The sequence below is a fragment of the Streptomyces sp. NPDC050658 genome, from assembly GCF_044457025.1.
GTDB lineage: Bacteria > Actinomycetota > Actinomycetes > Streptomycetales > Streptomycetaceae > Streptomyces.
Map to the genome: position 1 here is coordinate 431,720 of NZ_JBITGM010000003.1, position 13,378 is coordinate 445,097.

Annotated in this window: 16 protein-coding genes; 9 read left to right on the top strand and 7 right to left on the bottom strand. The window is 68.6% G+C overall.

Features of this window, described 5'->3' with window-relative positions; translation table 11 throughout:
- The first annotated feature begins 173 nt into the window (after positions 1-173).
- Both ACIBKX_RS13535 and ACIBKX_RS13540 read left to right on the top strand, forming a co-directional pair.
- Positions 174-848 carry a hypothetical protein gene (locus tag ACIBKX_RS13535; RefSeq protein ID WP_363276826.1) on the top strand — a complete coding sequence of 225 codons (675 nt, stop codon included), beginning with the start codon at positions 174-176 and terminating at the stop codon, positions 846-848.
- A complete protein-coding gene (locus ACIBKX_RS13540; RefSeq protein ID WP_363276825.1) occupies positions 845-1,912 on the top strand; it encodes a hypothetical protein in 1,068 nt (355 codons plus the stop codon). Before ACIBKX_RS13535 ends, ACIBKX_RS13540 begins: the two co-directional genes overlap by 4 nt.
- A gap of 122 nt (positions 1,913-2,034) precedes the next feature.
- On the opposite strand, the gene ACIBKX_RS13545 is transcribed toward ACIBKX_RS13540, so the two are convergent.
- The gene (locus ACIBKX_RS13545; protein ID WP_363276824.1) at positions 2,035-2,661 is read right to left on the bottom strand and encodes a hypothetical protein; all 627 of its coding nucleotides are present in this window, start codon (positions 2,659-2,661) and stop codon (positions 2,035-2,037) included.
- A 211-nt stretch (positions 2,662-2,872) separates the two neighbouring features.
- On the opposite strand from ACIBKX_RS13545, the gene ACIBKX_RS13550 reads away from it, so the two are divergent.
- The 7 genes from ACIBKX_RS13550 to ACIBKX_RS13580 all read left to right on the top strand — a co-directional run bounded on the left by ACIBKX_RS13550 (position 2,873) and on the right by ACIBKX_RS13580 (position 9,034).
- The gene (locus ACIBKX_RS13550; RefSeq protein ID WP_363276823.1) at positions 2,873-3,871 is read left to right on the top strand and encodes a methyltransferase domain-containing protein; all 999 of its coding nucleotides are present in this window, start codon (positions 2,873-2,875) and stop codon (positions 3,869-3,871) included.
- Positions 3,868-4,899, top strand: coding sequence for a hypothetical protein (locus ACIBKX_RS13555; protein WP_363276822.1), 1,032 nt, complete (start codon positions 3,868-3,870; stop codon positions 4,897-4,899). The genes ACIBKX_RS13550 and ACIBKX_RS13555 overlap by 4 nt, the downstream gene beginning before the upstream one ends.
- Before the next feature lie 184 nt (positions 4,900-5,083).
- Positions 5,084-5,395, top strand: a complete 312-nt coding sequence (locus ACIBKX_RS13560; RefSeq protein ID WP_363276821.1) for a hypothetical protein — start codon at positions 5,084-5,086, stop codon at positions 5,393-5,395.
- A complete protein-coding gene (locus ACIBKX_RS13565; RefSeq protein WP_363276820.1) occupies positions 5,392-6,657 on the top strand; it encodes a putative T7SS-secreted protein in 1,266 nt (421 codons plus the stop codon). The genes ACIBKX_RS13560 and ACIBKX_RS13565 overlap by 4 nt, the downstream gene beginning before the upstream one ends.
- Complete coding sequence (locus tag ACIBKX_RS13570; protein ID WP_363276819.1) at positions 6,654-7,466, top strand: hypothetical protein; 813 nt, start codon at positions 6,654-6,656, stop codon at positions 7,464-7,466. The genes ACIBKX_RS13565 and ACIBKX_RS13570 overlap by 4 nt, the downstream gene beginning before the upstream one ends.
- The gene (locus ACIBKX_RS13575) at positions 7,463-8,185 is read left to right on the top strand and encodes a hypothetical protein (protein WP_363276818.1); all 723 of its coding nucleotides are present in this window, start codon (positions 7,463-7,465) and stop codon (positions 8,183-8,185) included. The genes ACIBKX_RS13570 and ACIBKX_RS13575 overlap by 4 nt, the downstream gene beginning before the upstream one ends.
- Positions 8,186-8,299: 114 nt before the next feature.
- Positions 8,300-9,034 carry a hypothetical protein gene (locus ACIBKX_RS13580; protein WP_363276817.1) on the top strand — a complete coding sequence of 245 codons (735 nt, stop codon included), beginning with the start codon at positions 8,300-8,302 and terminating at the stop codon, positions 9,032-9,034.
- A 14-nt stretch (positions 9,035-9,048) separates the two neighbouring features.
- Here the strand turns inward: ACIBKX_RS13580 and ACIBKX_RS13585 are convergent, their stop codons facing one another.
- The 6 genes from ACIBKX_RS13585 to ACIBKX_RS13610 all read right to left on the bottom strand — a co-directional run bounded on the left by ACIBKX_RS13585 (position 9,049) and on the right by ACIBKX_RS13610 (position 13,167).
- Positions 9,049-9,603: a hypothetical protein gene (locus tag ACIBKX_RS13585; protein WP_363276816.1), complete on the bottom strand. Its 555-nt coding sequence runs from the start codon at positions 9,601-9,603 to the stop codon at positions 9,049-9,051.
- A gap of 31 nt (positions 9,604-9,634) precedes the next feature.
- Positions 9,635-10,252 carry a hypothetical protein gene (locus ACIBKX_RS13590; protein ID WP_363276815.1) on the bottom strand — a complete coding sequence of 206 codons (618 nt, stop codon included), beginning with the start codon at positions 10,250-10,252 and terminating at the stop codon, positions 9,635-9,637.
- Between the two features lie 13 nt (positions 10,253-10,265).
- Positions 10,266-10,940, bottom strand: a complete 675-nt coding sequence (locus tag ACIBKX_RS13595) for a hypothetical protein (protein WP_363276814.1) — start codon at positions 10,938-10,940, stop codon at positions 10,266-10,268.
- Positions 10,941-10,995: 55 nt separating this feature from the next.
- Positions 10,996-12,390: a hypothetical protein gene (locus ACIBKX_RS13600; RefSeq protein WP_363276813.1), complete on the bottom strand. Its 1,395-nt coding sequence runs from the start codon at positions 12,388-12,390 to the stop codon at positions 10,996-10,998.
- Between the two features lie 8 nt (positions 12,391-12,398).
- Positions 12,399-12,725: a hypothetical protein gene (locus tag ACIBKX_RS13605; protein WP_363276812.1), complete on the bottom strand. Its 327-nt coding sequence runs from the start codon at positions 12,723-12,725 to the stop codon at positions 12,399-12,401.
- A 139-nt stretch (positions 12,726-12,864) separates the two neighbouring features.
- Positions 12,865-13,167, bottom strand: a complete 303-nt coding sequence (locus tag ACIBKX_RS13610) for a WXG100 family type VII secretion target (RefSeq protein WP_190085684.1) — start codon at positions 13,165-13,167, stop codon at positions 12,865-12,867.
- Positions 13,168-13,378: the final 211 nt, after the last annotated feature.

The window sequence follows — 13,378 nt, forward strand, 5'->3', positions numbered from 1 at the left end:
GGCCGAGGAAGACCTCCACGGCAAGGGCACCCCTCCTTGCGCCGCGCGTCACGAGTAGATGACATTCCGTCGAAATGAACCGACTTGAGGGGTAATCGTCCCTAGTGGAACCGGCAACCCCACGGATAACGTCCGCCTGTTGGAGACACCACTCGCCCCACCGGGAGCCGACTGTGAACCGCCGCACCATGCCCGTCACCGCCGCGCTCGCCGCGACCGCAGCCCTGCTTCTGACCGCATGCGGCAGCGGGGACGACGGTGATTCCAAGGACAACGACAAGATCGCCGGCGCCGATCAGGGCGCGGACAAGCCGAAGAAGTCCCCCGACGCGTCCGGCGCACCGGACGAGGACAAGCCGGACGGTGTGGACCTGACGCTGCCCGAGGACATGAAGCTGGTCTTCGAGTGGGACAAGCCGAAGGACAAGGACGAGGCGGCGGCGCTGGACGACGCCCGGCACTTCGTGCGGTCGATCTACCGGGGAGTCGCCGAGCAGTCGGTCAAGGACCCGGCCGTCTCCACGTACGCGACGGACAAGGGCCTCAGCTACGCCCACACCCAGATCCAGGGACGTGTCGACGCCGGGCTGACCTCCACGGGCACCCGCCGCCACTTCCAGGAGAAGACCCGGAAGTCCCCGAACGGCAACGCGGTCGAGGTCTCGTTCTGCGTGGACTCCAGCAAGTTCTACTCGAAGGAAGTGAAGTCGGAGAAGGTCCGCAAGGGGGAACCCGGACCGGCGTCGTACGACTTCTTCAAAATCGTCATGTCCAAGTTCCCGGGGAAGGACGACTTGTGGCGCGCTTCGCTCGTATACGTGACGGAAAAGGCAGACCAGTGCGGGTGAACCGAGCTGCGACCGTCTGCGTCTCGCTGTCTCTCGCCGTCAGCTCTCTGCTGGCGGGCGGGGTCGCCCACGCCGACGAGGACTTCGGCAACGGCAAGGGCGGCGCGAAGGAGGACGGCGGCAGCGACAAGACCGGCATCTACGCCGCCGCGCAGGTCCAGTACTCGGGCTCCGTCACCAAGAACGGCGGCAGCGGAAACGTCTCCTCCGCCGACGTCAACTGGGACCCGCCGCCCTGCTGGTACGCCCCGTACCTCGGTGCCAAGGACTTCAAGAAGGAGATGTCCAAGAACATCGAGGACGCCAAGAACACCCCAGGCATGACCGGCACGCCCGGCAGGGCCATCAATGAGATGCAACGCCACTACGAGGACGACTACGGCTGGACCGACAACCCCGGCTACAAGGACTACAACGTCGACAAGGACGGCGAGGGGATGTTCTGGGCGGGGGTCGAGAACCCTGACGAGCCGGACGCCCTCAAGCGGATGTCCTGCACGGACCTGCCCTTCTGGGTCGACAACGGCGAACCCGCGCCACCCCAGTACGAAGAGGCCATCACCCCGGAGATGCTGGCCGCGCTCGCCTACCAGCACATGGAGCTTCCCGACACCAAGGTGACCCTCGCCCCCGAGGGCACCACCAAGGTGAACCTGCCGACCTGGGCCTGGCTCGACGACGCCACCTTCGACGAGGTCAAGGCGACGGCGGCCATCAACGTCCCCGGCTTCAACCTTGAGGCGACCACGACCGCCAAGCCCAAGTCCCTCACGCTGGACCCCGGCACGAAGGACGCCACCACCATCCCCGCCGACGGCCAGTGCCCCATCGTCGACGGCAAGATCGGTGAGCCCTACGCCAAGGGCAAGTCCAAGGAGACCCCGCCCTGCGGGATCACCTACCGCCGCTCGTCCGGCGACGGCACGTTCCCGCTGAAGGCCACGCTCACCTGGGAGATCAGCTGGGTGGGCACGGGCCAGGCGGCCCCGGTCGGCCTCCCGAACGGCACGATCGAGGCGGTGCAGGACATCACGGTGGAGGAGATCCAGTCGATCAACCGCTGAGGCCCGCTCCCCCTCACCGCCGGATCCAGGCCCGGCTGCCGTCGGTCCGCCGGGCCGTGGGGCGTGTGGGGGGGGCCGCGGGCGGGGTGGCAGGCCGGCAGGCATGCCACCCCTGACGAGGGTCAGCCGGCGGTGAAGTCCGCCTTGCAGACGCCCAGCGTGTCGCCGGCGGCCGCCGTCTCCGCTCCGAAGGTCGTGTTCAGCTCCGCGGCCAGCTCCGGCGTCATCGTCGCCTTGATGCCGTCGAGGGCGACCGACACCTTCAGCGGCAGCAACGAATCGACCTTCGGCGTGAACGTCGTCGGCGTGTCGTACTGGAACGCGGGGATGCGGACTCCGTCCGGGTGAGCCGGGCTCTTCACCAGCAGCGAGACCGTGCCGGCGGGCAGCGTCGCGTTGGGCGACGACACCTCGACCAGGACCCCGCGGCCGTTGTCGAAGGCGAAACCGCCGTTCGCCTCCGTCGTCAGCGTCGTCGCCGCCGCAAGCGCCTCCGGGGTGAGCAGCGTCGTCGGGTCGGCGCTCAGGTTCAAGGTGCCCGTGGCCGCCGTGAACGCCGCGCTCGGCCCGCTGATGCCCTCGGCCGGCTTCCACGACCCCATCGTGATGCCCGGTTTGGACCACTCCAGCGAGCACTGCCCGCCACCGGAACCCAACGGCAGCGACACCCCGGCATCGGCGTAAGCCGTCACGGACACACCCACCAGCGCCACACCCGCACACGACGCCGCGATCACTTTCATTCTCACGAGGACATCCTTAGGACCTTGAGGCGGACAGTTCGCTGCCAGCCTCATCACCGGTGTCCGCCCCCGCACCCGTACGCAACCGTCCGTGTGGCGGTCCTCTGCCAAACGACTGAGCCACCCCCTTCACAGGGGTGGTACGAATCCCTCCGGGTCAGGTGTCGCCCCGGCCGCGGGAACTCTCGTGGGAACCCACCACATTCAGGAGTTCGTCATGACGGAGCTGCACGGGACGCCGCCCGCGCTGTCGGTCGCAGGCCCATGGGAAGGGCCGCGGCATGAAGGGCCGCGGCATGAAGTGGCGCGGCATGAAGTGGCGCGGCATGAAGTGCCCCGGTATTACGCGCGCAAGACCGCGGCGATCCTGCACAAATACGGCCCTGGTCCACGCATTCATTTCCACGTCGGATTGTTCGCCCCGGGTGCCGCCCCCAGCACCGCTGTTTCCCCGGCCGCCCTCAAACGCCGCATCGTCGCGGCCCAGGAAGCGATCGTCGACCACGCGGCCCGCTCCTGGGGGGCTTACGCCGGCCCGCCCCGATCCGTTCTCGACATCGGCTGCGGGGTCGGCGGCAGCTCGCTCTACTGGGCGAAGGAACACGGAGCCAAGGTCACCGGCCTCACCGTCGCCCGTGAGCATCTGCCGCTCATCGAGCAGTTCGCGCGGCAGGCCGAGGTCGCCGACCGGGTCACCGCTGTCCACGGGGACATCCATCACCTGGACGAGCGGCAGGCGTACGACGCCGCGTACGCCAATGAGTCCTCCGGATACATGGACCGTGAGCGTCTCTTCCAGGTGGTGGCCCGCGCCTTGAAGCCAGGCGGATGGTTCGGCATCCAGGAGCATTTCATCCGCCGCCCCGACTGGGTCGAGTTCATCGACGGCTACTACAAGACCAGCCTCGGAACCCTCACCGAGTACGTCCGTGCCGCCGAGGCCGCGGGCTTCGCACTGGAGCGGAACGAGGACGTCACGGACCGCGTGGCCGAGTTCTGGGTGCAGTCCATGGCCTGGAGCACCGCCGAGCTGGACCGCTGCTCCGCGGTGGGAGGCGATCGCTCCGCTGCCGGAGGCGCCGTGCGGACGGGCTGGAGCCGCGAACGTCTCATCGAGTCCGCGCTCACCCACGGCAAGTTCTTCCGCATCTGGCGCGACCACGCCATGGAGACGCGGCTGCTGCTGTTCCGGCTCACCGGCACCGCGAATCCGTGACCGACAGCACCGCCGTCTTCAGGGAGAAACGAAGGGCGAGAAGCGATGAGGGAGAAACCATGTCTTCTGTAGCACCCGTGCGTGACCTGGTCCTGCCACAGCTTTACTGCCCCGACCCGGCGGACGAGCGCAACCTTCCCCACGTCGATTCGCTGGGCGCGACCGTCCTCCGCTGGTTCCACGAGCGCGACCTGCTGACCTCTGAGGCCGAAATCGACGAATACACGCGAGCGCAATTCGCCGATCTCACCGCACGGGTGTGCCCGCAGGGAAAGGGCGAGCGCCTGGAAGCGGTGATGATCTGGTTCACGCTCGCCTTCCGCATGGACGATCTCATCCTCGATACGACGGATGACCCCGTACGCAGGATCGCTGACGCCGTGCCGAAGTACCTCCGGGTGGTCGACGACCCTCACGCCCCGCTCACCACCAGTGATCCACTCCTTCGCGCTTTCCGGGATTTCCAGCTCCTCATGCGCGACCTGTGCACCGCCAACCAATGGTTCCGCCTGGCCGACGGATGGCAGGGCTACTTTCTGGCGAGCCTGTGGAAAGCCGTCCACGTCGAGTCGGGGCGCCAGCCGTCGCCGTCCGACTACACGTTCTTCCGCGCCGAAGACTCGGCCCTGATGCTGGTGTGGCACATTCTGGAAGTCGGTGCGGACATCGACCTGCCACAGCAGGAGTTCATCACCGGCACCGTGCGCTCGCTGGCCCGCATGGCGGCGAACATCGGCAGTTGGCTCAACGACATCTACTCCTATCCCAAGGAGATTCTGCAGCCGAACCGCCCGTCGCTGTCACTGCCCACCGTGCTGGCCGAGCACCACCAGCTGACGCACCAAGGAGCAATCGACGCGGCGGCCCGGCTCCACGACGAGGAAACCCGGAAGTTCATGGCCCTGGCGGACGAGGTCGCGCTCACCGCCTCGCCCCAGACCATCGCCTACGTGTCGATGATGCGGCACTGCATCCGCGGCAACTACGACTGGGAGCGCCTGAGCGGGCGCTATACGGGATGGGCCTGATCCCGGGGCCCGTCAACGCCCCTCAACGCCCCTTCAACGCTCCTTCAACGCTCCTCAACGCCCCTTCAACGCTCCTTCAACACCGTCAACACCCCGTCAGCCCCTCGTCAATTCGGCGTCAGACCACCGTCAAGGCCGGGCCGAAGATCCCCTCAACCCGCCCCCGCCATAGTCCACTTGCCCCATGAGCGACCTCTACATCGACTACGACATGCTGGAGCAGACCCAGCGCGACATCGGGAACATCTCCGATGTCATGCGGAAGCCGTGCCGCGAGATGGAGGAAGTCGACGGCGCGTCGATGGGGGTCTTCAGGCTCGCCAAGCGCATGGACGACTTCGGTGACGAATGGTCATACGGGATCAAGGAGTTGGCGAAGTTCTCCAAGTCCGCCGCGAAGGCCCTCGGGAAGATCAAGAAGAGCTTCGAGGAGCTTGACGACCAGATCGCGGACGAGCTGCGCAAGAAGCCCGAGCGGCAGGGCCAGGCCGCGTGAGCGACGGTCAGCCGCCCTGGCTGCGGCCCGACCCCGCAGCCGATGCCCGCTTCCCCGCGCTCGGCTTCTGCCCCTGCCCCGGCGACCAGCGGACCGCCACCGACGTCGCCGGCATCGTGCGGCGCACCGCCGACGCCCTGCGGGACATCGCCCACGTACTGAACGGCACCGGCCGCGGCGACTGGAAGGGGAAGGCCGCGGAGGCCTTCCGCGAGCAGTTCCACGACAACTTCCGGCCCAAGGTGAACGACGCACGCGACTCCTTCCGCCAGGCCGCGCAGGCGCTGGAGGACTGGGCGGCGTACATGAAGCGGAAGCAGGAGTACGCCGAGCAGCTGGAGGGCGAGGCCGCGCGCGCCAAGGAACGTGCGGGCGCCGCCCAGAAGGCACTCGACGGGCTGCCGCCCAAGCCGGGGTTCGGGGACATCGCCCGCGACAACTCCCATGAGGACAAGGCGAAACGGGAGCGCCAGGAGGCCGACCGCAGCGAGAAGGAGCAGGCCGCGCACACCGCCAACGCCGACCTGGAGGAGATCCGGGGGCGGGCCGAGCGGCTGGAGTCCGCGTATGCGGAGGAGGGGGAAGCCGTCGCGGGGCGGTTGCAGCACGCGATGGACATGGCGCCGAACGAGCCGGGGTTCTGGGACCGGGTCGGGAAGGCCATCGGGGACTTCGCCGACGCGATCGACAAGCTCGACGACATGATCCTCGACGGGATCAAGGACTTCCTCAAGGAGTACTCCTGGGCCTTCGCGTTCATCGGGAACGTGGCGGGCTTCCTCAGCTCCGTCATCGGCCTGCTCTCGCTCGCGTTCCCGGCGCTCGCGGGGCTCAGCCTGGCCCTCGCGGGAGTGGGACTTGTGGCCCACTATCTCCAGGCGGTGGGCGAGACGGGCAGCTTCGGCAAGGCGTTGACCTCACCGACGGTGCTCGTCGACGCGGCAGGGCTCGCCTTCGGCGGCGGCGCCTTCGCCGCGATGAAGGGGCTCAAGGGGATGGGCGCGCCTGCCGCCGGGCTCTTCAAGACGGTGCTGACACAGCCGGGCCGGGTCATGGGCGGGACCGAACTCGGGCTCAAGGGCGTGCAGTTCGTGGGCAACTGGGGCGTGAACTCGGTGGGCCTCGGTCCGGGCGGCGCGGCACAGATCGGACTCGGCATAGGCAAGAAGGCCATCCCCGGGGACCAGACGAAAGGCCCCGGCAAGGATGTCTGGCCCGAGGCGCTCAACCCGTGGGCACTCAAGGAAGCGGCGGAGAAGTGACGACCATGCCGGATACGCCGACGGGGTTCGCGGCGGCCTCAGCGGCCGGTTCCATCAGCTCGCCTCCTGCCGGCGCCCCGCGTGACCTCACCGTTCCGCGCGGCGAGGTCAGCCTCTTCGCGCCGACGGACTGGCTCGACCTGCTCGCCGACGGCCAGGACGACGAGGCGGCCCAGGAACGCATCGAGCAATTGGTGGCGCGGGCCTACGCACACCGCGACCAGGAGACCCGGGCCGCTGTCACCGAGACGTTCGGCGCGGCCCGCCGCCTCTTCCTCGACGACGGCATGATCACCTGCGGTCTGATCACCCTGCCGGCCACGGCCGAGGACGGTCCGGTCACCTGGCAGATCTGTGCGGGAGTCATCGACGTGAGCCCGCTGGATCCCGACATCAACGCGGGCGAGGTGCTGTCCCGCCACTTCGGACGGCGTCTGGAGGGCAAGCAGGTGTACGTGGAGTCCTTCCCCACGGAAATGGGCACGGGGTTCGGCCTGGTCTCCCAGCCCGGCGTCCACCCTTCGGGCGAGGTGGACACGTTCCCCGAACTCCCGCCGCCCGGCGGAGCTCCGGTGAGCAGCCGGTACATGGCGCAGTCGGGCATGGCAGCCGCGCTGTCCTGCCCCGTGGGGGGCGGATCGGGACTGCTGGTCGTCGGCACCTGCCTCGACCCCGAGCAGGTGGTGTCGTTGGCGGCCCTGGTGGCTCTGATCTGCGGGAAGTCGACAGTGCGGCGGTACGACAGTGAGGGCGGGACCGCAGGAGAGGGAAGGGTGACCGCAGCGGAGGGAAAGGGGAGCGTACGGTGAAGCCTCCTGACGAGGACTTCGGGGCCTACGATCCCGCGGACAAACCCCGCGGCATCGACACCCGCCGCCCACCGGCCTGGCTGGCGCGCCTGCTGCGCGGGACGCCCCCGGCACGGTTCCACGCCGTGGCCGCGGCCGTCGCCTTCGTCGTGGGCGCCATGATCTCCACGGTCATCAGCCGCTGGCTCGTCCTCCCCGGCATCGCCCTCGCCCTGGCCCTGCTCTGGTTCATCGCCGTACTGACGAACCAACGGCTGTGGCCCATGGCGTCCTTCATCTTCGCGACGGCCGCGCTCGTGCTCCTCGGCCTGTTCCTCGTCCAGGACAAGATCCTCGACGACCGCGGGCGTACGGTCGGCGGAGTCGTCGTCGACACCTCCCAGCAGGGCGACCGGACCTCCTGCCGCGTACGGTTCGACGACGGGAGGGTGGCCGATGGCCCGATGGGCGGCTGCCGTGGCGCGGGCACCGGCGAGCGCATCCGCCTGTACCTCGACCCCGAGGGCGAGGTCGGCCCCAGCAACACCGCCCCTGACGTCGCACTCTGGCTCGGTCTGGCCACGGCCGCGGACATCGCGTTCACGGCGTCCGTCAGCTGGTCGGCAGCGATCGGCATCCGCCGCGAACGGGCGCGCCGGGCATGGGAGTTGTCCCAGACACCCGCCCCATCCACGTCTCCCCCTCCCCCTCCCCCTCCGCCGACGCCCGGCCACCTCTGAGGACCGCGGCGAGGAAGCCCCGCCGCCGGCGGAGCGTCAATTCCCCGTCAGCCGCACGTCAATCCGACCGTTCCCACCTCCCGAAACGGACTTCGCCATAGTCCACTTGGCCCCATGAGCGCCCTCCACACGACGCCCCGGACCTCCGCTGACGTACATGAACTGCACACCCCCCTGGGCGAGGTGAGCCTCCACATCCCCACGGACTGGTTCGACCTGCTCGTGGACGGGGCCGGCGAGGGACGCGTCGCAGTGCGCGTCGAGCAGTTGGTGGCGATGGCCTACGCCGATCGCCGCCCGGAGATCCAGGCTGCCGTCGCCGGCACCTTCCACGCGGCCCGGCGGCTCTTCTCCGGCAGCGGCAGTCTGGTCGGCTGCGGCAGCCTGGTCAGCTGCGGTCTGATCACTCTGGAGACGGTCGAGGAGGACGGGTCCGTCATCTGGCAGGTCTGCGCGGGCGTCGTCGATGCGAGCCCGGTGGGCTCCGACAGCCATGCGGGCGATGTCCTCGCCCGGCACCTCGGCGCGGAACTCGACGGCCAGGAGGTCTACGCCGAGTCCTTCCCCGCAGCCATGGGCAGCGGCGTCGGCCTGGTGTCGCAGCCCGGCGTCCGCGCCTCCGGCGAGGTGGACACCTTCCCCGAGCCGGACGCCGCCGCGGACGACCGCTACGTCACCCGGCTTGGCATGGCCGCAGCCCTCGCCCGCCCCACGGACGGCGGACCGGGCCTCCTGGTCGTGGGCCACAGCTTCAACCCGGAGCAGGTCGCGTCGCTGGCCAGCCTGGTGGCGCTGATCTGCGGGAAGTCGACGGTGCGGGAAGTCGGCGGTGCGGTGGTACGCGGATGAGGGCGGGGCCCGCCTCAGCGCGCCGCCCGGCTCTTCCCCTTGCCCTTCTTCCGCAGCTTCCGCAGCCGGGCCTGGTGCTCGGCGCGGCGGCGTTCCGCGCGGGCCGCACGGGCGCGGTAGAGGGCGAAGCCCGCGGCCGCCGCCGTGACGGCGTACGTGATGACGGCCGGGCCCACGCCCTCGATGGGGTCGCACGTCGGGCCGTCCGAGCTGCACCGGCGGGCCGGGAGCGCCGAGATGAAGTACAGGGTCAGGGCCGCGGGGAGGGCCCAGCACACGGCCGTCGCCGTATTGCGGGCCAACCGGCGGGGAGTCCCGGACCCGGCGAGGTTGTCCGACGCCCACAGGCCGCCGTACACACCCGCGACGGCGAGCAGCCCGGCCATGACGCCGAAGAGCCAGGGTCCACCGGGCCAGTCGACCATCAGGTCCGGGGCCTGCCGAATGGCCCAGCGCCAGGCGCCCTGCACCCACAGGACGACGAACACGCCCGCGGCCAGCACCGCCACCACGGCCGCGACACCGAATCCGTCCCGCGCGCCGAACCCGGTCTTCTCAGGTCCCGTCATCGTTTCTCGTTCTCCTCACGCACTCGTCGCCTCAGGACCAGTGCAGAGTCCCCGCCACCACGTCGAACAGCTCCACCATCTTGTCCGCCAGCGGATCCATCGGCGTCGAGAAGTTCAGGAGCAGCCAGCTCTTGGTCGCGGGGATCGGGACGTAGTACGTCACGAGTGTGCTCGGGAGCTCGTTGCCCAGCTGGGTCGCCGGGTCCGGGGCCTCCCTGCGGCGCTGGCGGGCCGCCCGGCCCGCCGCCTCCAGGGTGACCACGCTCACCTGGCCGCCGGAGCCCTCGGCCTTGGCCTTGTCCGCCAAGTGCTCCGCCAGCTCCTCCGCGTCCGAGATCCTCGGCCACTCGTCGGGGCCGGGGATGCTGATGAGGAGGGAGGAGGAGAGGGGGACGGGGCCCAGGGTCAGCGTGGAGATGTAGAGCTCCGTGCCGCCGACGTTGTACGCGTCCTTCGCCTTGCGCTGCAGCTCCCGCATGAACTGCTTCTTGATGTGCGGCGCGTTGTCCACACCCCGGAACTGCTGCTCCGCGAGGGCGATGATGCCCCGGTCGCGGTCCTCGGGATTCAGCGGCAGCTGGAACCAGCCGTCCGGGACGATGACGTTGTAGTCGGAGGGCGGCGACGTGAATTCTCCGGCGTTCTTCATATGGGTCTCGAATTCACTCGGGGTTGTTCGGGGTCCGGTGCGGGGCGATGTCGTTTCCGTCCTCGTCCACCAGGTCCAGTCTCAGCGTCGGCACGGTCTCGTCCACCAGCTGCGCGATCTCCTCCGTCAGCTGGATCTGCTCCCACGTCGCCGTCACCACCACGAGGCTCTTCATTCCGGGCGGGAACACCGCGTACCGGATGAACTCCGTGACCCGGCGGCCCAGACCGAACATCCGCTTGATCTTCAGCGTCGCCTGGACCCGCAGCGCGGGTCCGGCCGGCAGCTCAAGGCGGGTGACCTCCGGCTCCCCCACGACGTCGCCGTTCTCCCAGTCCAGGAGCATGGGGAGGACCTCGTCCGCCGACGGGCGCGGGACGCCCTCGTCGCCGTACGAATCGATGACCAGGTTGATCAGGCCCTCGCCGCTCTCCGAGTAGTACGCCGCCGCGAGGCCCGGAGCGTCCTCGTTGAGGTTCAGCGCCCGCTCGGCCATGTCGTCGAAGACCGCGCTCTTCTCGATCTCCAGGGAGAGCGGATTGAGCTCGTTCACGGTCCTGATGGCCAGCGCCTTCGCCTCCGCCTTCGAGACCTCGTGCAGCGTCAGGTCGACCCAGCCGGGCCGGAGGTCCAGACGGATCGCGAAATCCTCGGACAGCGCCGGGACGTCGTCGTCAGGTGTGTTCACTGCGTTCCTTCTTCGGTGGGGGCTCAGGCCGCGAGGTGACTTGTTCGGTGGGGGCTCAGGCCACGAGCGGGTTGAGGTTACCGTCCAGGCCGAGGCCGGCCAGCGTAATGCCCGCTCCGGTGACCCCCAGACGCGTCGCCGTCGCGGAGACCTGGCTCACGGCATTCATGTCGAATCGGCCGCCGAGTCCCGACATTCCCGCCTTGATCCCCTTCAGGTCGGACGCGACACCGGGGTCCGCCATGGAGAACGACTTCGGAATGCCCTTGAAGGCGCTTCCGCCGCCCCGCTCGGCCAGCTCGTTCCTCGCGGCCGCCCAGTTTCCCTCGCCCGGCTTGAGGGTCTTGAGGTTCTTGCCCCAGGCAGCCTTCGAGAACGGCTCGGTGAACGGCTCCTTGAGGGACTTCCAGCCCTCGCCCTTCTGCAGCTTGAACTTCTGGCCGGAGAGCTTGCGCAGGTTCTTGTTGGCCCGGGTCACCTGCTTCGTGGTGCGCGCGGCTCCGGCCTTGCCCATTCTCTTGAGCGCCGACTTCGCGAACTTGCCCGCCACCTTCGAGAAGGCCTTGCCCACACCCATCAGGAGGAAGCCGACCGCCGCCAGGCCCACGTCCATCCAGTCCGCATTGCCCTGGAACACCTGGATGATCGTGCAGATGGTGGTGATCAGCGTCGCTATCATCGCGATCGCGCCGAGTACGCCCGCCAATGCCTGGCCGATCACCGGGATCCAGCCGACCACCAACGAGAGAATTCCGCAGACCGTGGAGATCATCTCGGTGATGCCCTTGATGTCGTCCACGAGCGTTTCCCAGAAGCCGTCCTTCAGGGAATCGTCCGCGATGACGTCCTCGATCGCGTCCCGCGCGCGCTTGGCCGCGTCGTCACGGACCTTCTGGGCCTGCCCGATCTTCGCGCGGGCCGCCTCGATCTCGTCACCCGCGCCGTCCCGTGCCTCCTCCAGCTTCTTCTTTTCTTCCTTCGATTCCTTGCTGTCCTTGTCCTTGCCGCCCTTGTCCGAAAGGGCGTCCAGGCTCTTCTGGTTGGCGCTCTTGCGCCCCTCCGCGTCCTGCGCGTCCTTGAGCGCGAGGGCCGCCATCTCCTGGGCCCGGTTCAGGTCGGAGGCGTAGTTCTTCGGCTTCGCGTGCAGCAGGTCCTCGAAGCGGCCACCGACCTCGGTGACCTCCTTGCCCAGGGCGTCCGCCGCGGCGTCGTACCGCTTGAAGGCGGCCTCCAGCTTCTTGACGTTGCCCTGCGCCTTCTCCTTGAACTCCTTGCCCGCCTTGCTCTCCCAGGCCTCCACCTCGGAGACGGCCTTGATGTTCTTGATCTGCCGCTCTAGCTCGTCGGCGGTCTTGCGCAGGGTCTTCCCGAGGTTCGCGATCCGGTCCGGGTCACCGGGGATGGGGTCGTTGTCCGCGACGGGGGACCAATCGCGTGGGCGTCCGGCCATGGGTGGGGTCAGCCCTTCTTCTTCGGCTTGGAGTCGTCCTGCGCACCGCGGATCGCCTCCGCCAGCTGGTGGTCGATGTCCTCGTACGCCTCCGCGGCGGCCTTGGCGATCTGCGCGAGCGAGTCGACCTCGTCCGTCAGGCGCTTGCGGCTCAGCTTCCAGTTGTCCGCGAAATCACCGAATTTGTCGGCCAGGTCGTCGTTTCCGAAGTCGTCCTCGTACTTGCCGCCGAGATCCTCCAGGCCGTCGAAGGCCTTCTTCACGTTGTTGAGTCCCGTACCCATGCCCTTGATCACGTCAAGGTCCAGCTTGGTACGGCCGCCATCGCCACCCACAGCGCCCCCATGCATTCACGCAATTCACACATTCACTACCGGCATACGACCGGTGCGGCGGCCGCCGAGAGGGGCGGACCGCCGCACCGATGGGTTCACGTACTCAAAAGCCCCCGCGGAAAGGAGCCCGAGGGCGTGACTACTTGCCCTTGACGCCCTTGGCGAGGTCGTCGTCCAGGTCCTCGTACGCCTTCGCGGCGCTGGTCAGGAACTTGCCCATGCCCGTGAGGCCCTCGATGGTGTCCTTGGCGCCCTTCTTGAACTCCTTGAAGGAGTCCTCGAAGGCCTGCGAACCCTTGCGAGTCGTGTAGCCGTTCTTCACCAGGTTCTCGACGTAGCGCTCGAGGGCGTCGAGCTTCTCGTCGATCTTGTCCTTGGCGTCGTTCAGCTTGCCCGCCGCGGTCCGCATCTCCTCATAAGTGATATCGGCGTCTTTGGCCATGTGGCTTCACATCCAATCCAACTCGCCGCAGGGCCATCCCCCTTGGCTCCACCAGTGCGGGCCCGCGCAAGCCCGTACGCCCCCGCGTGCGAGGTCGCCCCGTTGCTCGTGCGATCTTCCGCTCTTGGGTCAGCAGCTTACGGGTGGGGCAGAAGTGAGCACAGCCCGGTTGAGTCACAGCTCTGCTATGAGCTCGTGGACGGCCCGTTGC